The following is a 23,945-nucleotide window of genomic DNA, read 5'->3' on the forward strand; positions in this document are numbered from 1 at the left end:
GCCTCCGGGTACGCCTTGCCTACGCCCGCGCGACCTGCGCGAGGGCCTCGCGCAGCAACGCCTCGTACCGGTCCAGCTCTCCTGGCTCGATCACCTGCGGACTGGTGGTGATCGACAACATGACCACGTCGCCGATTCCGTGCACGCCGTGGGTCAGGCCCATGACCGGCGACAACCCCGGGAATCCGGCGGTGAAGCGCACGGCGGCCCCGCCGAGTACCAGATCCTCCGCGCCGCGGTACACGCTGGAGACGACCGTGTTGCCGGTGACGGTCCGCGGCACCGCACCGAGGTCGGCGCGGGCGAGCCCGAACCGCAACAGCGGCGCCGGAAGGTGCGTGAACGGACGGTCCCGGAGATCCACGGCCGGATGCGCGAGCCGTCGTCGCCGCAGCGCCAGGTCGGCGGCGATCGCCGCGGCACGTTCCCGGGGATCGTCCACGTGCGCGAACAGCCGGACGCCGGCACTGCGGTAGGAGTTGCGCGCCATCCCGTTTCGGGCGACGGAGACCGGCACCTCCGCGCCGAGCCGGTCGGCCGGGAAGTCGCCGAGGAACTCGCGGAGCGCGGACGCGATCGCGGTCAGCGCACCGACGGTCACGGTCCCCACCGTGCGCAGGTCCGTCGCCGGGCACACGATCGTCCGCACCGCACGCCGCGGGCCGGGATCGGTGTTCACGGCGCTCAGCGGGCATCCCGGGGCCGGCGGCGGGACGGCCGGATCGGCCAGGTCCCGCTCGGCGCGGCCCGCGCGTGCCCCCGTCACGACCAGTGCGCCCAGCTGGATCGGCATCCGGGTCACGGCCCGCAGCAGCATCGCCGGCACCGACGGCGCCTCCGGCCCGGTCTCGGCACCGTCGGCGGTCGGACCGGGACCCGACAGCAGCGCCCGGGCCAGGGCCGAAGCGCGCATCCCGTCCGCGAAGGCGTGCGAAACCTGCAGCACGACAACGGTTGCGGTCGTGGTGCAGCGCGGCGCCCCCGTCACGCCGGCCAGCAAGTGCAATCGCCACGGCGCGGCCGTGATGTCGAGCCGGTCGGTCAGCAGTTCACCGAGGGCCCGCTGCACTCCCGGCCAGGACGGATCCGGCAGCCGGTGCACGACGAACCGGTCGGCACCGACGAGTCCCGCCGCCCAGTACGGGTAGTCCAGACCCCCCGGCACCGGCACGGCGCGCAGCCGGAGTTCGGGGACGGCCGACGCCCGCTGCCGAAGTTCGGTCACCAGGGCGTCCGGGTCGCCGGCCTCCCCCTCGAAACAGAACAGCAGGAACTGGTCGCTGCGGACACGGTCGTCGAGCCAGTCCCGCAGGGCGTCGGAGGGATGCAGCTGCATGCCGCCAGTGTGGCGGGTGCGGCGCGGGAGCCGCGCCCGCGGTCCCCGCCGGGTCGTTCCGGCCCGGATGGGTAAGAATTGCCTATGGCCGACGACACGAACGACCCGCACCTCTGGCTCGAAGACGTCACCGGCGACGAGCAGCTCGGGTGGGTGCGCGCGCACAACGACCGCACCGTCGACGAGTACACCCGCACGGAGGCGTTCGAGACGCTGCAGTCCCGGATCCGGGAGGTGCTCGACACCGACGCGCGCATTCCGTACGCGCGGCGCCGCGGCGAGTACCTGTACAACTACTGGCGCGACGCCCGGCACGTGCGCGGCCTGTGGCGGCGGACCACCATGGAGCAGTACCTGCGCGACGAACCGGACTGGGACGTGCTGGTCGACCTCGATGCGGTCGCCGAGGCGGAGGGCGAGAACTGGGTGTGGTCGGGGGCGCAGGTGCTGCGACCCGACCAGTCCCGGGCCCTGATCGGCCTGTCACGCGGCGGCGCCGACGCCACCGTGATCCGCGAGTTCGACATGGAGTCAAGGAAATTCGTCGACGGGCCGGACAGTTTCACGGTGCCGGAGGCGAAGACCGACATCGGCTGGATCGATGCGGACACCGTGTACGTCGGCACCGACTTCGGCGACGGCTCGCTCACCGACTCCGGGTATCCGCGCCTGGCCAAGCGCTGGCGCCGCGGTACGCCGCTGACGGAGGCCGAGACGGTGTACGAGGGCGACAAGTCCGACGTCGCCGTCTCCGCCTGGTACGACCGCACTCCCGGTTTCGAGCGCAGTTTCGTCGAGCGCGCCATCGACTTCTACACGTCGCACCGGTTCGAATTGCGGCCCGACGGGGAACTCGTCCGGATCGAGGCCCCGGACGATGCGAAGGTCTCCGTGTACCGCGACCACCTGCTGATCCGGACCCGGTCACCGTGGCTCGGACATCCGGCGGGCACCCTGCTGGCCGCGAACTACCCGGACTTCCTGGCCGGGTCGCGCGAGATGACGGTGCTGTTCGCACCGGACGCGCACAGCTCGCTGGAACAGTACGCCTGGACGCGCAACCACCTGCTGACGGTCGTGCTGCGCGACGTGCAGACCGAGGTGCGGGTGCTCACCCCGGACGCCGACGGGTGGACCGATCGACCCGTCGACGACGTGCCGCCCGCGACCACCACCTCCGTGATCGACGTCGACCCGCTCGAGAGCGACGAATTCTTCCTCAACTCCAGCGGTTTCACCGTGCCCGCGACGCTGCTGTCCGGCACGGTCGGCGGGCCGCTGGAGTCGATCAAGCAGGCACCGGCGTTCTTCGACGCCGAGAACATCACCGTCACACAGAATTTCGCCACATCGGACGACGGGACCCGGATCCCGTACTTCGTCGTCGGCCGCGACACCTCGTCCCCCGCTCCGACCCTGCTGTACGGCTACGGCGGATTCGAGAACTCGATGGTGCCCGCGTACAGCGGCGGCGTGGGCCTGGCGTGGCTCGAACGCGGTTACACCTACGTGATCGCCAACATCCGCGGCGGTGGCGAGTACGGGCCGCAGTGGCACACCCAAGCGCTGAAGGAGAACCGGCACAAGGTGTTCGAGGACTTCGCCGCGGTGGCACGAGATCTGGTCGCGCGCGGCATCACCACCGCCGACCGTCTCGGCATCCAGGGTGGGAGCAACGGCGGCCTGCTCATGGGAGTGATGCTCACCCGCTACCCCGAACTGTTCGGAACGATCGTGTGCCAGGTGCCGCTCCTCGACATGAAGCGCTACCACCTCCTGCTCGCCGGAGCGTCGTGGATGGCCGAGTACGGCGACCCCGACGATCCCGACGAGTGGGCCTACCTGCGCGAGTACTCGCCGTACCAGAACACCGCCCCGGACGCGGCGTACCCGCCGATCCTGATCACCACCTCGACGCGCGACGACCGAGTGCACCCCGGACACGCCCGGAAGATGGTGGCCCGGCTCGAGGAACAGGGCCACGAGGTCTGGTACTACGAGAACATCGAGGGCGGCCACGGCGGCGCCGCGGACAACGCCCAGGCCGCCTTCAAGGCGGCACTGACGTTCACGTTCCTCGAACGCATGCTGTCCGGGTAGGGGTCACCGGTCCTTGAGCCAGGCCGCGACGCGGTCGACGGTGTCCGCGTTGTCGCGAATCCAGCCGTTGTGCCCCAGCGGCCGGGACTGGTGCCACGTCGTCACGTCCGCGCCCGGCATCTTCTCGAGCAGGTGCCGGGCGGCGGCGACCGGCGTGAGGTCGTCGCCCTCGACGGTGACGGACAGGACCGGCAGCTTCAGCTCGGCGAGCCGCTGCTCGTAGTCGACGTCGGCGTCGCGGGGCTCGAAACGCCCGCTCCGGGCCAGGCGCGCCCAGTCCGAGATGAGCTGCCGGGACTGGCGACCGAAACCGGCGACGTCGAGCCGGTCGCCCGGCCAGAACCCGGCGATGCTCGCGGTGATCGACATCGCCGCGGACCCGAGGAGCAGACCCGGCCCGCGGATCCCCGCGTGGTGGCGGTAGTACGGGGTCCCCGCGGCGACGAGAACCAGGCCGCCGAGCCGGCCGGGGTTGCGGGCGGCATAGAGCGCCCCGAGCTGCCCGCCCATCGAATGCCCCAGCAGGTACGGGGTGGAGTCGAGGAACCGCTCGTGCACCACCTCCAGCATGGCCGGCAGGTCGACGGCCACCAGTTCCTGGTAGCCGTAGTCGCTGTCGGGTCCGGGGCGGGGCCGGCTGTCCCCCTGTCCGGGTAGCTCGCAGAGCGCGGCGTCGAACCCGTGCGCGGTCAGGGCGTCGGCGAAGGGCTCGTAGTAGCCCGCCGGAATGCCGAGGCCGGGCAGGATCACGACGACGGGCCGCGGCGCGTCGATGCGGGCCGGTTGTTCCGGACCGGGGAACAGGCGAACGGGTGTCGTCGTGCCGCCCGGCAGCTGGATCGGTACGGTCTCCACCGGCTCAGCCTAAGCGGTTCCGGTGTCCGGGTCAGGCGGTTCGGCGGTCGGCGCGGTACCGAGTCCCGCGGCGTCGAGGGCGGACTCGGTGAGGCTGCGCCCGAGCGCGATCATCTCCGCCGCGCGGTGGAAGTCGAGACTGCGACCCGACTTGCGGGGGATGCGGATGAGCACGTCCGGTGGGTACCCGGCGAGCTGGTAGCGGGCCAGGGCCGACTGCATCAGATCGAGCGAGCGGTTCATCACCTCGAAGCGGCTGAGCTTCGGGACCGGCACCGGATCGTCGGCGGCCTCGACGTCCTCGGCGGCCACGTCCTCCGCGGCGTCGCTGCGCGCCACCGGTCCACCGCCGAATCGACCGACCATCGTGCGGACGACGTCCCGCTCGAGCAGTTGCGCGGCGCTGCGCCGGAATCGGCCGATCCACTCGTCGACCGGTCGCGGCTCCGCACTCGCGTGGGCCGGGGCCCCGCCCTCGACGTCGCGTTCCTCGGCCCCGAGACTGACACCGATGGTGACGTCGGCGCCCGCGGCGAGGATCGGGGCGAGCGGCAGCGGATCGAGGATCCCGCCGTCCGCGAGCACCCGCCCGTTGAGCACGTACGGGGTGATCACGCCGGGGATCGCGATGGATGCGCGGATCGCCACGTCGACGGGGCCGCGCTGGAACCAGACGGATCGTCCGGCGGCCAGGTCCGTCGCGACGGCCGTGTACGGGATCCGCAGCCCCTCGATGGGCGTGTCGCCGAGGATCTCGCGCACCTTGTCGAGGATCTTCTCGGCGTGGATGGCGCCCGGCGCGGACAGCGACACGTCGAGCAGCCGCAGCACGTCGAGCTGTGTCAGCGACGTCGCCCAGCGGGTGTAGTCGTCGAGCTTGCCCGCCGCGTACAACCCGCCCACGAGCGCGCCCATGGACGAGCCCGCCACGCCGGCGATCTCGAGTCCGCGTTCCTCGAGCGCCTCGATCACGCCGATGTGCGCGTAGCCGCGGGCGCCCCCGCTGCCCAGGGCGAGCGCCACCCGCGTCGGTCCGGCCATGCCCAGATCCTACGGAGCCTCGTCGGTGCGCACCCCGAGACGGAAGTTCAGGGTGTGGATCGGGGCGTCACCCGATGTGGAACGGGTCCTGCGCCCGGCACGCTCGACGGCATGACACGCACTTCGAGCAGTTCCCTCGTCGTACCCGAAACCGCGCGCCGCTCAGGACGTTCGATGCGCGCCTCGATCGCCGCCGGGTGCGCGGCGGTGTTGCTGGGCGCCGGGGCGGCGGTGTTGCCGGGCGCCGGGACGGCGGCGGCGCGGCCGGCCCCGAACGTGGTCGGCATGAGCGAACAGCACGCCCGGGCCACGCTCGAGGCGCAGGGCGTGCCGTACAACGTGGTCAACCGCGCGGGCGCGGCGTCCGGACACTGCCACGTCACCGGCCAGCGCGACCGGGGCTACCGCACCGAGGTCGACATGCAGTACGACCACGAGAAGAACGAGTTCGAACGGGTCGAGACGCCGATCTGGCAAGGCGTGGGCCTGACGGTGGTCTGCAACTGACGAGTTCTCGCCGACGATCGGGCGAGCCGGGATTCCGGCCCGCCCGATCGTCTTTCCGGTTCACCGACCGGCTCAGGAGGCTACTCTCCTGGCATGGTCCGTCTGCTCGCGTCCGCGGTCGTCGCACTGCTCGCCAATGCACTGGCGCTGCTCGTCGGCGCCTGGGTCCTGCCCGGCATGTCGCTCGACGGCGTCGCCTTCGTCATCGCCGTCGCCCTGTTCACCGTGACGGCGATGCTCGTCGACCCGCTGCTGCGCCAGCTGGCGGTCACCAAGACCCCGGCACTCCTGGGCAGCAGCGCGCTCGTCTCGACGCTGGTCGCGCTGATCGTCACCTCCCTCGTCAGCGACGGCCTGCAGATCCGTGGCGCGGCGACCTGGATCCTCGCGACGGTCATCGTGTGGGCCGTCGCGCTGGTCGCCCGGATGCTGCTGCCCTTGGTGGTCTTCAAGAAGACGCTCGCCAAGAATCGCTGAGGACGCACCCCGAGACGAAAGATCAGGGTCGGAATCGGGGCGTCACCCGATGTGGCGGGCAGGCCCGCGGCGGCACTCTTGTCGCATGACATTCGAGAACAACACCCCCGCTCCCCGTCCCTTCGCCCGTTCCCGCTCGCAGCGCATGCTCGGCGGTGTGTGCGGCGGTCTCGCCGAGTACTTCGGCATCGACGTCAACCTCGTCCGTGCCGGCGTGGTGGTCGCCGCGTTCGTGACCGGAGGCGGCGCCGCCCTGGTCTACCTGGCGCTGTGGATGCTGCTGCCGGAGTGACGGCGAGCCTGCACCCCTTCCACGAAGCGTGCACCCGCTCCGGAACGTCGGAGAGGGTGCACGCTTCCCATACCGGGTGTCGGCTCGCCCCGGCGGTGTCCTAGCGTCGACTCATGTTCTCCAGGATTCCCGTGCTCGGTCGCCTCGACCCGTTCCTCGTCGGCATCCTCACCACCGTCGCGGTCGCGGGACTGCTGCCGGCCTCGGGCACGGCCCTGGACATCTTCACGTGGGCCGCGAAGATCGCCATCGGTCTGCTGTTCTTCCTCTACGGGGCACGACTGTCCACGCGCGAGGCACTCGAGGGCCTCCGGCACTGGCGCCTGCACCTGACGATCCTCGCCACCACGTTCGCGCTGTTCCCGCTGCTCGGGCTGGCGACGAAGCTGCTGGTGCCGACCGTCCTGACCGAGCCGCTGTATCTCGGAGTCCTCTACCTGTGCCTGCTGCCGTCGACGGTGCAGTCGTCGATCGCGCTGGTCTCGGTGGCCCGCGGCAACATCGCGGGCGCGGTCGTCTCCGCCAGTGCCTCGAGCCTGCTCGGCATCGTCGCCACCCCGCTGCTCGTCGCGCTGACGATGACCACCCAGGGCGTGACGTTCAGTGCCTCGGCGGTGCTCGACATCGTGCTCATGCTGCTGGTCCCGTTCGTGGCGGGCCAGCTCCTGCGCCGCTGGATCGGCGGCTGGGTCGGCAGGCACGGCAGGCCGCTGAAGATCGTCGACCGCGGCTCGATTCTGCTCGTCGTGTACGTCGCGTTCAGCCGCGGCATGAACGAGGGCATCTGGTCGAGCCTGTCGCTCGGGCGGCTGCTCGCCCTGACGGGCGTGTGCCTCGTGCTGCTCGCTCTGGTCCTGGCGATCACGTGGTTCGGCGCACCGCGCCTGGGTTTCGCCTACGAGGACCGCGCGACGATCCTGTTCTGCGGTTCGACCAAGTCGCTCGCCACGGGCCTGCCGATGGCGACGGTGCTGTTCCCGGGCCAGCCGATCGGGCTGATCGTCCTGCCGCTCATGTTGTTCCACCAGATCCAGCTGCTGGTGTGCGCGGCGATCGCGGCGCGGCTGGCGAAGCGCGCGGCCGCCCCGGCCGTCGCGGTCTGACCCGGTCGCCCCTCACCCGAACGCAGCCGCGGCGGCAGGAGATCCTGCGGCTGCGGCTGCGATTCGGTTGCGGTCTCGGGCCGCGACTAGTCCGCGCTGCCCGAGCCGAGGTCGGCGATCAGTTCGAGGATGGGCGTGATGAGGTCGAGCAGGCTGCCGATCATGATCTTCTCCGTCCGGGTGGTGGGTGGCCGCTAGTCGTCTGCACTCAGCGAGTCCAGAACCTCCAGCAGATCGAAGTTTTCGAGCACCCAGCCGATGATGTCCGCGAGAGATCCCATGGCGACTCCTCCTTGATTTCGTCCGTGTCACGGATGCGCGGCCCTGGAATGCGGCCGCGACGCCATTGTTACAACAGGACACGACCCGAGAACGCGGAAATCGGAGAAATCACCCGAACTGCCGACGCCACGAGGCCCGGCCCACCGAAGTGGAACCGGGCCTCGAAGACGGTCGGGGGTGGATCAGAAGTCCATGCCACCCATGCCGCCGGTCGGGTCGCCGGCGGGAGCGGCGGCCTTCTCCGGCTTGTCGGCGACGACAGCCTCGGTGGTCAGGAACAGGGCCGCGATGGACGCCGCGTTCTGCAGCGCCGAGCGGGTGACCTTGACCGGATCGTTGATGCCGGCGCCCAGCAGGTCCTCATACTCGCCGGTGGCGGCGTTGAGGCCGTGGCCGGCGGGCAGGTTGCGCACCTTCTCGGCGACGACGCCGGGCTCGAGGCCGGCGTTGAAGGCGATCTGCTTCAGCGGAGCCTCGAGGGCGACCTTGACGATGTTGGCACCGGTGGCCTCGTCACCCTCGAGCTTCAGGTCGTCCAGAACCGGGGCGGCCTGCAGCAGCGCGACGCCGCCGCCGGCGACGATGCCCTCCTCGACCGCAGCCTTGGCGTTGCGGACGGCATCCTCGATGCGGTGCTTGCGCTCCTTGAGCTCGACCTCGGTGGCGGCACCGGCCTTGATGACCGCGACACCGCCGGCCAGCTTGGCCAGGCGCTCCTGCAGCTTCTCGCGGTCGTAGTCCGAGTCCGACGCCTCGATCTCGGCGCGGATCTGGTTCACGCGACCGGCGATGGCGTCGGCGTCGCCGGCACCGTCGACGATGGTGGTCTCGTCCTTGGTGACGACGACCTTGCGCGCACGGCCGAGCAGCTCGAGGCCGGCGGTCTCGAGGGAGAGACCGACCTCTTCGCTGATGACCTCGCCACCGGTGAGGATGGCGATGTCGGCGAGCTGGGCCTTGCGACGGTCACCGAAGCCGGGGGCCTTGACGGCGACCGACTTGAAGGTGCCACGGATCTTGTTGACGACCAGGGTGGACAGAGCCTCACCCTCGACGTCCTCGGCGATGATCGCCAGCGGCTTGCCGGACTGGATGACCTTCTCCAGCAGCGGCAGCAGGTCCTTGACGGTCGAGATCTTGCCCGACACGAGCAGGATGTAGGCGTCTTCGAGCACGGCCTCCTGACGCTCGGCGTCGGTGGCGAAGTACAGCGAGATGTAGCCCTTGTCGAAGCGCATACCCTCGGTCAGCTCGAGCTGGAGGCCGAAGGTGTTGGACTCCTCGACGGTGATGACGCCTTCCTTGCCCACCTTGTCGATGGCCTCGGCGATCAGTTCACCGATCGCGGGGTCGCCCGCGGAGATGCCGGCGGTGGCGCCGATCTGCTCCTTGGTCTCGACCTCCTTGGCGGTGTCGAGCAGCTTGGCGGTGACGGCCTCGACGGCCTTCTCGATGCCGCGCTTGAGGCCGAGCGGGTTCGCACCGGCAGCGACGTTGCGCAGACCCTCGCGCACCAGCGCCTGGGCGAGCACGGTGGCGGTGGTGGTGCCGTCACCCGCGACGTCGTCCGTCTTCTTGGCAACTTCCTTGACCAGCTCGGCGCCGATCTTCTCGTACGGGTCCTCGAGCTCGATCTCCTTGGCGATGGACACACCATCGTTGGTGATCGTGGGGGCGCCCCACTTCTTCTCGAGCACGACGTTGCGACCCTTGGGCCCCAACGTCACCTTGACAGCGTCGGCGAGGCTGTTCAGGCCCCGCTCGAGGCCGCGACGGGCCTCTTCGTCGAACGCGATGATCTTGGCCATTGCGAAGTGATCCTCCGGATATGGGGGTGACACGCAGGGCGACCGCTCGTCGGGTCGCCCCATGTACGCCTTCGGCCGGAAGCAGTGCCCGCGACGGACGACCAGGGGTGTCGATATTCCCGGCCTCACCGTCCCGACCTGGCACTCACGTGTTGCGAGTGCCAAGAGCATTCTTAGCACTCGAGGGTGGCGAGTGCAAGGTTTGGAGCACCCGCCACCCTCGTCGCGCAGGCCCGGTCCGGGGTGGGATCAGCGACGCGTGGAACCGACGCCGACGGCGCACCACTGGCCGGTGGCCGTGTTGACCGCGAACGACTGCGGACCGACGCAGGTGACGCCGGTCGGGTCGGCCGTCGCCCCCGAACCCCAGCCGGCGACGGACACCGTCGTCGCCGGGCCCTGGGCCGAGGAATGGCTGAGCCCGCCGCCGAGGGCGTATGCATAGGCGCGGCCACCGTCCCCGGCCCCGCTCAAGGCTGTCCCGAAGCCCGTCGCGTGGGCTTCGGCCGCGCCCGCCGTCTGCGCCGACGACACCGCGGTGCCGCTCTCGGAAGCGAACGAGTGGGCCGTGCCGCCCTCGGTGGCCGTCGCACCGCAGCTCGCGGTGTCGGACACCAGGATCTCGTTGGCCGACGGCGGCGACACGCACGTCACCGGTGCCGCCGCGGCGGTGCCCACGCCGAGCAGGGCCGCCGATGCGACACCGAGAGCGGCGACCACACCGGCCCGGAGGAGACGGCGGGGGACTACGACGGCACGGATGGATCGGATGGACAACAAGGTCTCCTCTGCGCTGGGCCGGGGCTCGGATACTGCGGACGGGGGCGACTCCCCCGGCGCGAGGGTACCGGCCGGACCCGCCCGGAGCGAGAGGGCGTCAGAGCGTGTCGAGGAGCTCCGGCAGGTCGGCCACCGAATCGACCACCCGGTCGGGACGCTCGACCGCGAGATCGAGCACCGACTGCCGAAACTTGCCGGTGCGCACCAGGATTCCCGTCATACCGAGTCGCTGGCCGGGGATGACCTCGGCGTGCAGGTCGTCGCCCACCACCGCCATCCGGTCCGGTTCGGTGCCCATCAGCTCGGCCGCGGCGAGAAAGCCCCGCATCGACGGCTTTCCGACCGCGACGACGGTCTGCCCGCTCAGCTCCTCGAGACCCGGCAGATAGACGCCGGTGTCGATGCGCAGCCCGTCCGCGGCCTGCCACGTGGCGCCGCGGTGCATGGCCACCACCGGCACCCCGTCGAGCATCAGTTCGGCGACCCGGCTGAGGGCACGGTGGCTGAATTCCGGCCCGGCCCCGCCCAGCACGACCACCTCGGGGTCGTCCTCGTCGCGCACGATGCCCTCGAGGTCCGCCTCCACGTCGCCGTGGTTGAGCACCCAGCAGCGCCGGCCCGGGTAGGTCTGCCGCAGATACTCGGCGGTGAGGGACGCGGCCGTCACGATCTCGGCGGGTTCGACCGGCATGCCCAGGCCGGAGAGGGTCTCGGCGATCTGCGCACACGTCCGCGACGTGGTGTTGGTCAGGAAGGCCCGATGCACGCCGCGCTCGCGGAGCCCGGCAAGCACCTCCGCGGCGCCCGGCACGGGCACCCACGACGTCACGATCACGCCCTCGATATCGAACAACACCCCGTCCACACCGGCCATGGTGCGAGCCTATCGGGTCACCCCACCCCCGCCGCCCACGGACCGAATGTCACATCGCATCGATCGAATCGACGCGATGTGACATTCGGCCGGAAAAAAGGGTGAGCCGGAGGGGCGCGCGCCTACAGCGTGCGCGCGAGGCGCTCGGCGAGCAGGCGGGCGAACGCCGCCGGGTCGTCGAGTTCCCCACCCTCGGCGAGCAGCGCGGTGCCGTACAGCAATTCGGCGGTCTCACCGAGCGTCGGATCGTCGGCGCGCTGGGCGTGCGCGTCGCGCAGCGCCGTGACCAGCGGGTGGTCCGGGTTGAGCTCGAGGATGCGCTTGGTGTGCGGGACGGGCTGGCCCGACGCCCGGTACATCCGCTCGAGGGCGGGCGACATGGCGAACGTGTCGCCGACGAGGCACGCGGGCGACGTGGTCAGCCGCGACGACAACCGCACCTGCTTCACATGCTCGTCGAGCGTCTCGCCGAGCCACGACAGCAGTTCGGCGTACTCCTTCTCCCGCTCCTCGCGCTCGGCCTCCGCGGCCTTCTTCTCGTCCTCGGTACCGAGGTCCACCTCGCCCTTGGCGATCGACTGGAACCGCTTGCCCTCGAACTCGGGGACGGACCCCACCCACATCTCGTCGACCGGGTCGGTGAGCAGCAGCACCTCGAGACCCTTGGCGCGGAACGCCTCTATGTGCGGCGAACTCTCGATCTGCTGCCGGGACTCGCCGGTCATGTAGAAGATCTCGTCCTGGCCCTCCTTCATCCGCGCGACGTACTCGGCGAGCGTCGTCGTGGCGTCCTCGCTGTGCGTGGACTCGAAGGAGGACACCGCGAGCAGGGTGTCGCGGTTGTCGAAGTCCGAGAGCAGACCCTCCTTGAGGACCCGGCCGAACTGCGACCAGAACGTCCGGTACTTCTCCGGCTCGTTCGCCGCCATGTCCTTGATCGTCGACAGCACCTTCTTGGTGAGCCGCCGGCGGATCGCGCGGATCTGCCGGTCCTGCTGCAGGATCTCGCGGGAGACGTTGAGCGACAGGTCCTGTGCGTCGACCACGCCCTTGACGAACCGCAGGTACTCCGGGACCAGTTCCTCGCAGTCGTCCATGATGAACACGCGCTTGACGTAGAGGTGGATCCCGGTCTTGCGCTCACGCATGAACAGGTCGAACGGCGCCTGCGACGGAATGAACAGCAGCGCCTGGTATTCGAAAGTGCCCTCGGCCTTCATCGGGACGACCTCGAGCGGCTCGTCCCACGCGTGGGCGACGTGCTTGTAGAACTCGTTGTACTCCTCGGCGGAGACGTCGTCCTTCGAGCGCGCCCACAGCGCCTTCATCGAGTTCAGGGTCTCGGTCTCGCGGACCACCTCGGCGACGGACCCCTCGCCCTCGGCCGGCTTCGTGTGTTCGACCTGCATCCGGATCGGCCACGCGATGAAATCCGAGTAGCGTTTGACGATCTCCTTGATCTTCCACTCGGCCGTGTAGTCGAACAGGTGGTCCTCGGTGTCCTCCGGCTTGAGGTGCAGCGTCACCGACGTGCCCTGGGGTGCGCCCTCGACCGTCTCGATCGTGTACGTCGCCTCGCCGCTCGACTCCCACCGGGTGCCGTCGTGCTCGCCCGCCTTGCGGGTCAGCAGGGTCACCTTGTCGGCGACCATGAAGGTCGAGTAGAAGCCGACACCGAACTGCCCGATGAGCTCCTCCGGCGCAGCCGTTTCCTGCGCCTCCCGCAGCTTGCGGCGCAGTTCCGCCGTGCCCGACTTCGCGAGGGTGCCGATCAGGTCGACCACCTCGTCCCGCGACATGCCGATGCCGTTGTCGCGGACGGTGAGGGTGCGCTGCTCCTTGTCGACCTCGATCTCGATGTGCAGATCCGAGGTGTCGACCTGCAGGTCCTTGTTGCGGAACGCCTCGAGCTTGAGCTTGTCCAGCGCGTCCGACGAGTTGGAGACGAGTTCCCGGAGGAAGGTGTCCTTGTTCGAATACACCGAGTGGATCAGCAGATCCAGCAGCTGACGAGTCTCCGCCTGGAACTCGAGCTGTTCGATACCCGTGGTCATGGATGGTTCCCTTCGACAGCAGAACGTTCGACGAAATCGTACGACCGGTCCGGTCCACTCTTCCAAGGGGCCACGGCCGGACCGCGAGCGCACTCGGTCTCGGATCCGACACATCCGCCCGGACCTGTTGTCGCGGGGTGCTCCACCGCAGTGTCATGGAGTGAGGCGAAGGCGCGCCGGTGTCGAGAGGAGGCCCCATGGCCACCGGAACAACCCCCTCCCCCGGACCACGGCCCGTGCGCGCCCCGCGCGGTCCCGAGTTGCGATGCCGCGGCTGGCAGCAGGAGGGCGCGCTGCGACTGCTGATGAACAACCTCGACCCCGACGTCGCCGAACGACCGGACGACCTGGTGGTCTACGGCGGCACCGGCCGGGCGGCCCGCAACTGGGCCGCATTCGACGCGATCGTGCGGACCCTCGAGACCCTCGGCGACGAGGAGACGCTGCTCGTGCAGTCCGGCAAGCCCGTCGGGGTGCTGCGCACCCACGAATGGGCGCCGCGCGTGCTGCTGGCCAACTCGAACCTGGTCGGCGACTGGGCGACCTGGGAGGAGTTCCGCCGTCTGGAGGCGCTGGGACTGACGATGTACGGGCAGATGACCGCGGGGTCCTGGATCTACATCGGCTCGCAGGGGATCCTGCAGGGAACCTACGAGACGTTCGGGGCCGTCGCCCGCGCGCGGTTCGGGGGCAGCCTCGCCGGAACGGTCACCCTGACCGCGGGCCTGGGCGGCATGGGTGGGGCGCAGCCGCTGGCGATCACGATGAACGAGGGTGTGGCGATCTGCGTCGAGGTCGACGAGGCCCGGGTCGACCGTCGGCTCGCGCAGGGCTTCCTCGACACCAAGGCCGACGGTGTCGAGGCGGCGCTGGCCGAGGCGCTCGCGGCACGGGAGGCGCGCCGACCCCGCTCGATCGGAGTGGTCGGCAACGCCGCCGACGTCGTGCCGGCGCTGCTCGCGATGCAGGCCCCGATCGACATCGTCACCGACCAGACCTCCGCCCACGACCCGCTGTCCTACCTGCCGCGCGGGGTGACGGTCGAGGAATGGCACACCCTCGCGGCGAAGGACCCCGTGTGGTTCACCGAGCAGGCCCGCCGGTCGATGGCCCGGCACGTGGAAGCCATGGTCGGGTTCCTCGATCGCGGCGCCGAGGTGTTCGACTACGGCAACTCCATCCGCGACGAGGCCCGCAAGGGCGGCTTCGACCGGGCATTCGCCTTTCCCGGCTTCGTCCCCGCCTATCTCCGTCCGTTGTTCGAGGAGGGCCGCGGACCGTTCCGGTGGGTCGCGCTGTCGGGCGATCCCGCGGACATCGCGGCCACTGATCGGGCCGTGCTCGAACTGTTCCCCGAGAACGAGCATCTCGTCCGATGGCTCACCCTGGCCGGACGCGCGGTGCCATTCCAGGGGCTGCCGGCCCGCATCTGCTGGCTCGGCTACGGCGAACGGGACCGGGCGGGCCTGAGGTTCAACGAGATGGTCGCCGCCGGAGAGGTCTCCGCCCCGATCGCCATCGGCCGGGACCACCTCGACGCCGGGTCGGTGGCCTCGCCGTACCGCGAGACCGAGGCGATGGCCGACGGTTCGGACGCGATCGCCGACTGGCCGCTGCTCAACGCCCTGGTGAACACGGCGTCCGGTGCGTCGTGGGTGTCGATCCACCACGGCGGCGGGGTCGGAATCGGCCGGTCGCTGCACGCCGGGCAGGTGTGCATCGCCGACGGCACCGACCTCGCCGCGCGCAAGCTCGAGCGGGTGCTGACGAACGACCCGGGCACCGGCGTCCTCCGGCACGCCGACGCCGGTTATGCCCGGGCCACCGAGGTCTCCGCGCGTCGCGGACTGCGCATCCCGATGCGGGAGAGCTGACGCGATGTCGCACCGACGGGACTGGACCCTGCTCGACAACATCGGCTGCCTCGTCACGAACGACCCGGAGCTCGGGCGGGGCCCGCTGGGCCTGCTCGTGGACGCCGCGGTCGTCGTGGGCGAGGGTCTGGTGCGGTGGGTGGGGCCGAGCACGCGGATCCCCGAAGGCGCCGCCGGCACCCGGCACGATCTGCAGGGCCGAGCCGTGCTGCCCGGGTTCGTGGACAGTCACGCCCATCTCGTGTTCGCCGGCGAGCGCGCCGAGGAGTTCGCCGCCCGGATGGCCGGTGCGCCCTACACGGGCGGTGGCATCGCCACGACGATCGCGGCGACCCGCGCGGCAACCGATCGCGCGCTCGCGGCGACGGTCTCGCGACTCGTCGCGGAGGGCTGGAGGTCCGGGACGACGACGGTCGAGTGCAAGTCCGGGTACGGCCAGTCCGTCGCCGACGAACTGCGCAGCCTGCAGATCGCCGAGGTGTACACACCCGAGACGACGCTGCTCGCCGCGCACGTCGTGCCGCCGGAGTTCGCGGGCCGCCCCGACGACTACGTCCGGCTGGTGTGCGAGGAGATGGTTCCCGCGTGCGCTCCGCACGCCAGGTGGATCGACGTGTTCTGCGAGCGAGGCGCGTTCGACGCCGATCAGTGCCGGGCCGTGCTGCAGGCGGGGATGGCGCACGGCCTCACCCCGCGGGTACACGGCAATCAGCTCGGTCCCGGGCCCGGCGTGCAGCTGGCGGTGGAGCTCGGCGCGGCGTCGGTGGACCACGTCACGTACACGACGGCGGCGGACGTGGCGGCGCTCGCCGCTTCCGGCACGGTCGCGACGCTGCTGCCGGGCGCCGACTTCTGCACGCGCAACCGGTATCCGGACGCGCGGGCACTGCTGGACGCGGGCGTGACCGTCGCCCTGGCCACCGACTGCAACCCCGGCACCTCCTATCTCACGAGCATGCCGTTCTGCGTCGCGCTGGCGGTGCGCGAGATGCACATGAGCCCGGAGGAGGCGGTCGGTGCGGCGACCGCCGGTGGCGCCGCGGCGCTGCGCCGCACCGACGTCGGCGTCGTCCGGGAGGGCGCACGGGCAGATCTGATCGCGCTGGACGCCCCGTCGTACCTGCACCTGGCGTACCGGCCGGGAGTGCAGCTGATCCGCGAGGTCTGGCAGGAAGGAATGCTGATGTGACGATTCCGGTCGACGTGCCGCCGGCGCCGTGGACGGGCCGCGACGACGGGCCCGGTCCCGAGCACCTCCGCTGGCACGGTGTCGTCTCGCCGCTGCCCGCGGACGCAGCGCGGGCTCAGGTCTTGATCGGATTCCGCAGCGACGAGGGTGTACGTCGCAACCGGGGGCGGCCCGGCGCGGCGGACGGGCCGGTCGCATTGCGGCGCGCCCTGGCGTCGCTGGCGCTACCCGCTCCGGTCGCCATCCACGATGCCGGTGACATCGAGGTGCGCGGCGGCGCCCTCGACGACGGGCAGCACCGTCTCGGGACCGCGGTCGCCGCGCTGCTCGACGCGGAGCACGCGGTGGTGGTCCTCGGCGGCGGGCACGAGGTGGCCTTCGGCAGCTACCTGGGCTGGGCCGAGTCCGCGGCCGCGCGGGCCGGGGCCCGGTGGGGGGTGCTGAACCTGGACGCGCACTTCGACCTGCGGGCCGCGCCCGTCCCGACGTCGGGCACCCCGTTCCGGCAGATGGCCGAACGCGAACGCGAACAGGGCCGGTCGCTGCGCTACGCGGTGGTGGGCATCGCGCAGCCGAGCAACACCGCCGCGCTGTTCGCCGCCGCGGACGAGTTCGGGGCGCAGTACCTACTGGACGACGAGTGCCGCGCCACGAACCTGCCCGTCGTGGAGACGTTCGTGGAGGACTTCGTCCGCGAGCTGGACGCGGTGCATCTGACGATCGATCTCGATGTGCTGCCCGGCTGGGTGGCACCCGGGGTGAGTGCCCCGGCGGCCTGTGGGGTCGCGTTCGAGGTGGTGCAGCACGTGTGCGACGTCGTGGCGCGCAGCGGCCGGCGCGCGCTCGTCGAGGTCGCCGAACTGGCGCCGGCCCTCGACGTCGACGGGCGGACGGCACGGGCGGGGGCGCGGTTGATCCACCGGATCGTCACGGGACGGCGGGACGGCGGCCACCCTCGGTTCGCGGGCACCGAACCCGCGGACGGTCCATGATGGAGGTGATGGGGTACCTCGAGATCGGGAGTGCGTCATGGCGATTCGTCGGGTCGTCGTCGTCGGGGCGGGCTTCGCCGGGTTGTCGACGGCGTGGTTCCTGCAGGAGCGCGGCGTCGAGGTCACGGTGCTCGACCGGGCCGGGGTCGCGGCGGATGCATCGTGGGGCAACGCCGGCTGGCTGGCGCCCGCGCTGACGTTGCCGCTGCCGGAACCGGCGGTGCTGCGGTACGGGATCCGATCGATGCTCACCCCGTCGTCACCCGTGTACGTGCCGCCCGCGGTCGACCTGCGGTTGTGGCGGTTCCTGGTGGGTTTCGCGCGGCACTGCACCACCCGCCGGTGGCGGGCGGCGATGACCGTGTTCGCCGAGGTGAACCGGAGCGCGCTGGGTGCCTACGACGATCTGGCCCGCGGCGGGGTCGTCGAACAGACCCGGCCGGCGGATCCGTTCCTGGCCGCGTTCGCGTCCGAGGACGACCGTCGCGTGCTCGTCGAGGAGTTCCGGCAGGTGGTCGCGGCCGGCGGCGAGGTGGATTTCGACCTGCTCGACGGCGACACGATCCGCACCCTGGAACCGCTGCTCGGCGACGGGGTGCGGGCCGGGATCCGGCTGCGGGGGCAGCGGTTCCTCGATCCGCCGCGGTTCGTCACCGCACTGGCGGACTCGGTGCGTGATCGCGGCGGTGCGGTCGTCACCGGGTGTGAGGTGCAGGCGGTCCGGGACGACGCGCGCGGCGTGCGTGTGGTCGGTACCGACGGCACGGACCGGGCGGCGGACGCGGCGGTGCTGGCCACCGGCGCCAGGCTGGGCGACCTCGCCCGGCCGTTCGGGGTCCGGATGCCGGTTCAGGCCGGTCGCGGCTACAGCTTCAGCGTGCGCCCGGCGGACCTGCCGAAGAACCCGATCTACTTCCCGGCGCAGCGGGTCGCATGCACACCGCTGCACGATCGGTTCCGCATCGCCGGGATGATGGAGTTCCGGCGGCCCGACGCCCCGCTCGACCCGCGCCGGATCCAGGCCATCGTCGACGCCGCGCGGCCGCTGCTCACCGGCGTGGACTGGTCCGCCCGCACGGAGGAATGGGTGGGCTCGCGCCCCTGCACTTCGGACGGTCTGCCGCTGGTCGGGGGGACCCGCTCGCCGCGCGTGTTCGTCGCGGGCGGTCACGGCATGTGGGGGGTGGCGCTGGGCCCGCTGACCGGGCGGCTGCTGGCCGACACGATGACCGGTACGCCGGCGACGGTCCTGCGGCACTTCGATCCGCTGCGCTGACGATCAGTCCAGCGCTCCGATCGCCGCCTCCGCCGCGGCGACGAGTTCCCCGCTCGCGGCGAGCCGGACCGCGACGTCGATCTCGGGACCGAGCCGCCGGTCCGGGCCGGGGCCGGCCACGTACCGGCGGAGTGCGGCGACGACGGCGCCGGTCCCGGGCGCCGGAGCGAGCGGGGCGCGCAGGTCCAGGGCACGCGCCGCGGTCAGCGCCTCGATGGCCAGGACCCGGGTCAGTGCGTCGAGGCTGCGGCGCAGCTTGCGAGCGGCGGACCAGCCCATCGATACGTGGTCCTCCTGCATGGCCGACGACGGAACGGAGTCGACACTGGCCGGCACGGCGAGGCGTTTGAGGTCTGCGACGAGCGCGGCCTGGGTGTACTGGGCGATCATGTGTCCGCTGTCGACGCCGGGGTCGTGCGCGAGGAACGGCGGCAGGCCGTGGCTGCGGGCCACGTCGAGCAGCCGGTCGGTGCGGCGTTCGCTGATGCTCGCGACGTCGGCGACGACGACCGCGAGGAAGTCGAGGACGTACGACAGCGGGGCGCCGTGGAAGTTGCCGTTCGATTCGATCCGGCCGTCGCCGATGACGACGGGGTTGTCGATCGCGGAGGCGAGTTCGCGTGCGGCGACCTGCTCGGCGTGGGCGAGGGTGTCACGGGCCGCTCCCGCGACCTGCGGGGCGCACCGCAGCGAGTAGGCGTCCTGGACCACCGGGCAGTCGGGGGTGCGGTGGCTGGCCACGACGGCGGACCCGGCGAGGAGCCGGGTCATGTTGGCGGCGGCCGTCGCCTGGCCGGGGTGCGGCCGCAGGGCGTGCAGGTCGGCGGCGAAGACCCGGTCCGTGCCGAGCAGCGCTTCGGTGCTCATCGCGGCCGTGACGTCGGCGAGCCGCAGCAGGGCGCGCAGGTCGTGGCACGCGAGGACCAGCATGCCCAGCATCCCGTCGGTGCCGTTGACGAGGGCCAGTCCTTCCTTCTCGGCGAGCACGACGGGATCGAGGCCCGCCGCGGCGAGGGCCTGGGCGGCCGGCACGAGCGCGCCCGCGGCGTCGCGGACGTCGCCCTCGCCGGTGAGGGCGAGGGCCACGTGGGCGAGGGGCGCGAGATCCCCGGAACAGCCGAGGCTGCCGTGCTCGGGCACCACCGGCGTGATTCCCGCATTCAGCATGGCGGCGTAGGCCGTGGCCGTCCCGGGACGGACCCCGGTGTGCCCGGTGGCGAAGGTCGACAGGCGCAGCAGCATCATCGCGCGGACCACCTCCCGCTCCACCTCGGGTCCGGTCCCGGCGGCATGGGAGCGGATCACGCTGCGCTGCAGATCTATTCGTGATTCCGGCGGAATGTGGCGGGTGGCGAGCGCCCCGAAACCGGTGGTGATGCCGTACGCGGGCCGGGGGTCGTGGGCGAGCGCGTCGACCACTGCGCGGGCGGCGCCGACGAGAGCGAGCGCCTCCGCGGAGATCCGGACCGGCACACCGGACCGCGCCACGCGCAGGACGTCGTCCGCGGCGACGGGACCGACCCCGACGACGACTTCCCCGGCCACGGCCACCTCCCGGTCGATGCGCGCTATCCGGATTGTGTCCCCGGCACCGGCCGGTTCGCCGCGGAATCGGAGCGGGAAGGCCGGCCGGGTGACCGCGACCCGATCGTGGGCGCGGTCGCCCGCCCAGGGTTACGACAGGCGCAGGTTCACGAGACGCCCGGGTTCACGGCCCCAACGAGTCCTCGACCCGGTCGAACCACTCGAGCACGGCTCGTTCGTAGACGATGCCGAAGTCCAAGGTCGCCGACGAGTACGGATCCGCACCGCATTCGGCAGCGCGCTCGTAGTCGGCGAGCCGGCGTTCGTGGGCCACGCGGTGGACGGCGAGCATCTCCGCCAGCCTGCCGGGGGGCAGATGCCTGCCGAACGCGACGGTGAGCAGCAGCGGGTAGCGGATGTTCTCCGGCCCGGGTTCGCGTTCGATCCACTCGGCGAACGCGGCCCGGCCGGCGTCCGTGAGCGCAAACGGCTTACGGTCGCGCGGGCCCACCTCGCCGGCCTCGACCAGACCGGCCCGTTCCATCGCGGCGAGTTCGCGGTACACCTGGCTGGTCGTGATCGACCAGAACTTTCCGATCCGCTCCTGCGCGGTCACCACCAGATCCCATCCCGTCTTCGGGCCGTCGTGCAGGAATCCCAGCAGCGAGGCCGCGGTGGCATTCAGCGGGCGGGCTGCGGTGATCTTGCGCGGACGGGCCGCGGTGACCTCGGACGGGCGGTCGGCCATAGCTGACACCTTCCATGGGGGTTGACATTCCACTGTGGCATATCCACCATGGTGATAGCGACCTTCCACTGTGGAACTTCGACCCGCAGACCCGGTCGCCTCGATCCCTCCGGGAGGCAACGATGGAATACGCCGACGGCGTCCGCATCTCCGACCCCGAACGCGAACGTCTCGTCGACGAACTTGGCCGGCACCTCACCGCCGGCCGGCTCACGATCGGCGAGTTCGACCAGCGCGTCGGCGCGGTGTACCGATCCGTCACCACCGACGAGGCGCGCCGGGTGCTGAGCGACCTTCCCGCAGCACCCCCGCCCGCACCCGCCCCCGCCCCCGCTCGCACCGCCGGCCCCCGGCTGCCCGTGCATCAGCGGATCGAGTGGGCGGCGTGGGCCGCAGCCGGGACGATCAACCTCGCAATCTGGGCGATCGTGTCGATCGCCGTCGGCGCGGCGGTGTACCCGTGGCCGATCTGGGTGATCGGACCGTGGGGACTGGTACTGCTCGGCCGAACGCTCGCCGGACGAGAGGGCACCGCCCCCTCCACGGTCTTCAGCCGCAGCGGACGGCAATCTCACCGGTGGTGCGCATCACAACTTCGGCTATGATCGACGGGAATTACTTGTAACTCGCGGTTACGCGAAGGATCAGGGAGGACCCCCGTGTCGAAGACGCTCGAAGCCACCGTCGAGATCACCGCATCGCCGCAGCAGGTGTGGCAGGTGATCTCCGACCTGAAGCGGATGGGCGAATGGAGCCCGCAGTGCCGGAAGATGGTCGTTCTCGGCGGACCCGTCGGCCCCGGGACCAAGACGATCAACATCAACCGCAAGGGCCTGCTCGTGTGGCCCACCACCGCCAAGGTGCTCTCGTTCGAGCCGGGCCGCCTGCTCCGCTTCCGGGTCGCGGAGAACGGAACCGTCTGGTCGTTCACTCTGGATCCGACCGAGACCGGCACCCGGGTGACCCAGAGGCGGGAAGCCCCCAACGGCACCAGCAAGGTCTCACAGTTCCTCATCGACAAGGTTCTCGGTGGCGCCACCGCCTTCGACGACGACATGGTGGTCGGCATGAATGCCACCCTCGCACGCATCAAACGGGAGGCCGAGGGCGCGGCCCTCGCCCGGTGACCCTCCTCGCGTAGGCTGTGATAGCCCGCGGGCCGCACGCCCGCGGGTCACACCGCGCGACACTAAGAGGAGCCGTGGCCCGAAAGCCCACACCCCCCGGAACCCCACCGCCCACCAGCGTCGAACACGTACTCGAACTGGTCCGCAAGACGATTCCACCGCTCCACCCGGCCGGCATCCCCTTCGTCGCCGCGCCGCTCGCCGTCGCGGCGCTCGGCCGCAACCGCAAGTGGATCCGTCGCGCCGGCCTCGCCTCGGCCGCCGCCACCGCCGGGTTCTTCCGGCATCCGCACCGGGTGCCGCCGAACCGGGTCGGCGTCGTCGTGGCCCCGGCCGACGGTGAGGTGGCACTGGTGGACACCGCGGTGCCGCCCGCCGAACTCGAGATGGGTACCGAGCCACGGCCGCGGGTGAGCATCTTCCTGTCCGTGCTGGACGTGCACGTCCAGCGCAGCCCCGTCGGAGGCACCGTCTCCAAGGTCGTGCACCGGCCCGGGCAGTTCCTCTCGGCCGATCTCGCCGATGCCAGCGAAGTCAACGAGCGCAACAGCATGCTGCTCGAGACGCGCGACGGGGCCGACGTGGCCGTCGTCCAGATCGCCGGGCTGCTCGCCCGCCGCATCGTGTGCGACGCCCAGGTGGGTGACACCCTGCCGATCGGCGACACCTACGGCCTGATCCGTTTCGGTTCCCGCGTCGACACCTATCTGCCCCCGGGCAGCACTCTCCTCGTCGAACGCGGGCAGAAGACGATCGGCGCCGAGACCGTCATCGCGCAGCTGCCGTGAGCCCGTCCCCGGCCTCCCAGGCAGCCCCGGAGCGCAGACGTCGCGGGCGCCCGCAGGCCGTGCGGCTCCTGCCGAGCGTCATCACGATCCTTGCGCTCTCCGCCGGGCTGTCGGCGGTGAAGTTCGCCCTCGACGGCCAGCTGGGCACCGCGCTGGGCATGATCGGTGCGGCGGCCGTGCTGGACTCCCTCGACGGACGCATCGCCCGCCTGCTCGACGCCACCACCAAGATCGGCGCCGAACTGGACTCGTTGTCCGACGCGGTCGCGTTCGGCGTGGCGCCGGCCCTCGTGCTGTACGTGACGCTGCTGGACGGCAGCCCCTTCGGCTGGATCGTCGCCCTGCTGTACGCGGTCAGCATCGTGCTGCGCCTGGCCCGGTTCAACACGCTGCTCGAGGACGACACGGTGCCCGCGTACGCCCGCGAGTACTTCGTCGGCGTGCCGTCCCCCGCCGGCGCCCTCGTCGCCCTGGCACCGGTCGCCGCGCACGTCCAGTGGGGCGACGGCTGGTGGGACTCCTACCCGGTGGTGGCCGTCTGGACGCTGCTCACCGCCGCCCTCGTCGTCAGTCAGATCCCGACCCTGGCGATGAAGTCGGTGTCCGTCCCACCGCGCTACGCAGTCGTCCTGCTGGTGCTCGTGGCGGTCGCGGCGGCCGCACTGGTCACCTACCCGTACGTGCTCATGCTCGTCCTCGTCGGCCTGTACCTGGCGCACATCCCGTTCGCGGTCCGCTCCAAGCGCTGGGTGGCGGCGCGGCCGGAGACGTGGAACATCAAACCGTCCGAGCGGCGCGCCCTGCGCGCCGAGCACCGCGCCCTGCGGCCTCGCCGGGTCGGGATCCGGCGCGCTCCGCAACCCCGGCAGTCCGCCGCGCGGCTCGGTCTGCGCCGCCCCCGCGGACGCTGACGACGCT

The 23,945-nt window shown here is 71.3% G+C and carries 22 protein-coding genes; 13 read left to right on the forward strand and 9 right to left on the reverse strand.

Features of this window, described 5'->3' with window-relative positions; genetic code table 11:
* Nucleotides 1-19: 19 nt before the first annotated feature.
* Nucleotides 20-1,336 (reverse strand): wax ester/triacylglycerol synthase domain-containing protein, encoded by a 1,317-nt coding sequence (locus AC2IPW_RS18680; protein ID WP_003937444.1) that lies wholly within the window; start codon nt 1,334-1,336, stop codon nt 20-22.
* Between the two features lie 84 nt (nt 1,337-1,420).
* On the opposite strand from AC2IPW_RS18680, the gene AC2IPW_RS18685 reads away from it, so the two are divergent.
* Nucleotides 1,421-3,436, forward strand: a complete 2,016-nt coding sequence (locus tag AC2IPW_RS18685) for a prolyl oligopeptidase family serine peptidase (RefSeq protein ID WP_486375354.1) — start codon at nt 1,421-1,423, stop codon at nt 3,434-3,436.
* Nucleotides 3,437-3,439: 3 nt separating this feature from the next.
* Here AC2IPW_RS18685 and AC2IPW_RS18690 read toward each other — a convergent pair whose 3' ends face one another.
* On the reverse strand, nt 3,440-4,291 hold the full coding sequence (locus AC2IPW_RS18690) for an alpha/beta hydrolase family protein (protein ID WP_003937442.1): 852 nt from the start codon (nt 4,289-4,291) through the stop codon (nt 3,440-3,442).
* 9 nt (nt 4,292-4,300) lie between these two features.
* Nucleotides 4,301-5,332, reverse strand: a complete 1,032-nt coding sequence (locus AC2IPW_RS18695) for a patatin-like phospholipase family protein (RefSeq protein ID WP_003937441.1) — start codon at nt 5,330-5,332, stop codon at nt 4,301-4,303.
* Between the two features lie 111 nt (nt 5,333-5,443).
* On the opposite strand from AC2IPW_RS18695, the gene AC2IPW_RS18700 reads away from it, so the two are divergent.
* The 4 genes from AC2IPW_RS18700 (at nt 5,444) to AC2IPW_RS18715 (ending at nt 7,711) form a co-directional block, all read left to right on the forward strand.
* Nucleotides 5,444-5,839: a PASTA domain-containing protein gene (locus AC2IPW_RS18700; RefSeq protein ID WP_235157412.1), complete on the forward strand. Its 396-nt coding sequence runs from the start codon at nt 5,444-5,446 to the stop codon at nt 5,837-5,839.
* Nucleotides 5,840-5,932: 93 nt separating this feature from the next.
* Nucleotides 5,933-6,316 carry a phage holin family protein gene (locus AC2IPW_RS18705; RefSeq protein WP_003937439.1) on the forward strand — a complete coding sequence of 128 codons (384 nt, stop codon included), beginning with the start codon at nt 5,933-5,935 and terminating at the stop codon, nt 6,314-6,316.
* An 85-nt stretch (nt 6,317-6,401) separates the two neighbouring features.
* A complete protein-coding gene (locus AC2IPW_RS18710) occupies nt 6,402-6,608 on the forward strand; it encodes a PspC domain-containing protein (protein WP_003937438.1) in 207 nt (68 codons plus the stop codon).
* 113 nt (nt 6,609-6,721) lie between these two features.
* Nucleotides 6,722-7,711 (forward strand): bile acid:sodium symporter family protein, encoded by a 990-nt coding sequence (locus tag AC2IPW_RS18715; RefSeq protein ID WP_040782943.1) that lies wholly within the window; start codon nt 6,722-6,724, stop codon nt 7,709-7,711.
* Nucleotides 7,712-8,175: 464 nt separating this feature from the next.
* Here the strand turns inward: AC2IPW_RS18715 and groL are convergent, their stop codons facing one another.
* The 4 genes from groL to htpG form a co-directional block, all read right to left on the reverse strand.
* Nucleotides 8,176-9,801, reverse strand: a complete 1,626-nt coding sequence (gene groL / locus AC2IPW_RS18720; protein WP_010592200.1) for a chaperonin GroEL — start codon at nt 9,799-9,801, stop codon at nt 8,176-8,178.
* A gap of 249 nt (nt 9,802-10,050) precedes the next feature.
* Nucleotides 10,051-10,578, reverse strand: coding sequence for a DUF6764 family protein (locus AC2IPW_RS18725; RefSeq protein ID WP_003937436.1), 528 nt, complete (start codon nt 10,576-10,578; stop codon nt 10,051-10,053).
* Between the two features lie 100 nt (nt 10,579-10,678).
* Nucleotides 10,679-11,455, reverse strand: coding sequence for an HAD-IIA family hydrolase (locus AC2IPW_RS18730; protein ID WP_003937435.1), 777 nt, complete (start codon nt 11,453-11,455; stop codon nt 10,679-10,681).
* 122 nt (nt 11,456-11,577) lie between these two features.
* Nucleotides 11,578-13,509 carry a molecular chaperone HtpG gene (htpG, locus tag AC2IPW_RS18735; RefSeq protein ID WP_486375355.1) on the reverse strand — a complete coding sequence of 644 codons (1,932 nt, stop codon included), beginning with the start codon at nt 13,507-13,509 and terminating at the stop codon, nt 11,578-11,580.
* 197 nt (nt 13,510-13,706) lie between these two features.
* Here htpG and hutU point away from each other — a divergent pair, with 197 nt between their 5' ends.
* From hutU to AC2IPW_RS18755, 4 genes are read left to right on the forward strand one after another with little or no spacing between them, the layout of a single operon-like run.
* Nucleotides 13,707-15,383, forward strand: a complete 1,677-nt coding sequence (gene hutU / locus AC2IPW_RS18740; protein ID WP_486375356.1) for a urocanate hydratase — start codon at nt 13,707-13,709, stop codon at nt 15,381-15,383.
* A 4-nt stretch (nt 15,384-15,387) separates the two neighbouring features.
* Nucleotides 15,388-16,572, forward strand: coding sequence for an imidazolonepropionase (gene hutI, locus AC2IPW_RS18745; protein ID WP_003937432.1), 1,185 nt, complete (start codon nt 15,388-15,390; stop codon nt 16,570-16,572).
* Nucleotides 16,569-17,564, forward strand: coding sequence for a formimidoylglutamase (gene hutG / locus AC2IPW_RS18750; RefSeq protein ID WP_003937431.1), 996 nt, complete (start codon nt 16,569-16,571; stop codon nt 17,562-17,564). The genes hutI and hutG overlap by 4 nt, the downstream gene beginning before the upstream one ends.
* Nucleotides 17,565-17,601: 37 nt before the next feature.
* A complete protein-coding gene (locus tag AC2IPW_RS18755; RefSeq protein WP_486375357.1) occupies nt 17,602-18,840 on the forward strand; it encodes an NAD(P)/FAD-dependent oxidoreductase in 1,239 nt (412 codons plus the stop codon).
* 3 nt (nt 18,841-18,843) lie between these two features.
* On the opposite strand, the gene hutH is transcribed toward AC2IPW_RS18755, so the two are convergent.
* Both hutH and AC2IPW_RS18765 read right to left on the reverse strand, forming a co-directional pair.
* Complete coding sequence (gene hutH, locus AC2IPW_RS18760; protein ID WP_486375358.1) at nt 18,844-20,391, reverse strand: histidine ammonia-lyase; 1,548 nt, start codon at nt 20,389-20,391, stop codon at nt 18,844-18,846.
* A gap of 157 nt (nt 20,392-20,548) precedes the next feature.
* Nucleotides 20,549-21,112 (reverse strand): PadR family transcriptional regulator, encoded by a 564-nt coding sequence (locus AC2IPW_RS18765; protein ID WP_486375359.1) that lies wholly within the window; start codon nt 21,110-21,112, stop codon nt 20,549-20,551.
* Between the two features lie 122 nt (nt 21,113-21,234).
* Here AC2IPW_RS18765 and AC2IPW_RS18770 point away from each other — a divergent pair, with 122 nt between their 5' ends.
* The 4 genes from AC2IPW_RS18770 (at nt 21,235) to AC2IPW_RS18785 (ending at nt 23,938) form a co-directional block, all read left to right on the forward strand.
* Nucleotides 21,235-21,717, forward strand: coding sequence for a DUF1707 SHOCT-like domain-containing protein (locus tag AC2IPW_RS18770; protein WP_486375360.1), 483 nt, complete (start codon nt 21,235-21,237; stop codon nt 21,715-21,717).
* Between the two features lie 54 nt (nt 21,718-21,771).
* Nucleotides 21,772-22,239: an SRPBCC family protein gene (locus tag AC2IPW_RS18775; RefSeq protein ID WP_416061587.1), complete on the forward strand. Its 468-nt coding sequence runs from the start codon at nt 21,772-21,774 to the stop codon at nt 22,237-22,239.
* A 74-nt stretch (nt 22,240-22,313) separates the two neighbouring features.
* Nucleotides 22,314-23,027, forward strand: coding sequence for a phosphatidylserine decarboxylase (locus AC2IPW_RS18780; RefSeq protein WP_003937425.1), 714 nt, complete (start codon nt 22,314-22,316; stop codon nt 23,025-23,027).
* A gap of 59 nt (nt 23,028-23,086) precedes the next feature.
* Nucleotides 23,087-23,938 (forward strand): CDP-alcohol phosphatidyltransferase family protein, encoded by an 852-nt coding sequence (locus AC2IPW_RS18785; RefSeq protein ID WP_003937424.1) that lies wholly within the window; start codon nt 23,087-23,089, stop codon nt 23,936-23,938.
* Nucleotides 23,939-23,945 lie beyond the last annotated feature (7 nt).

The organism is Rhodococcus sp. NS-SX18 (assembly GCF_057367935.1).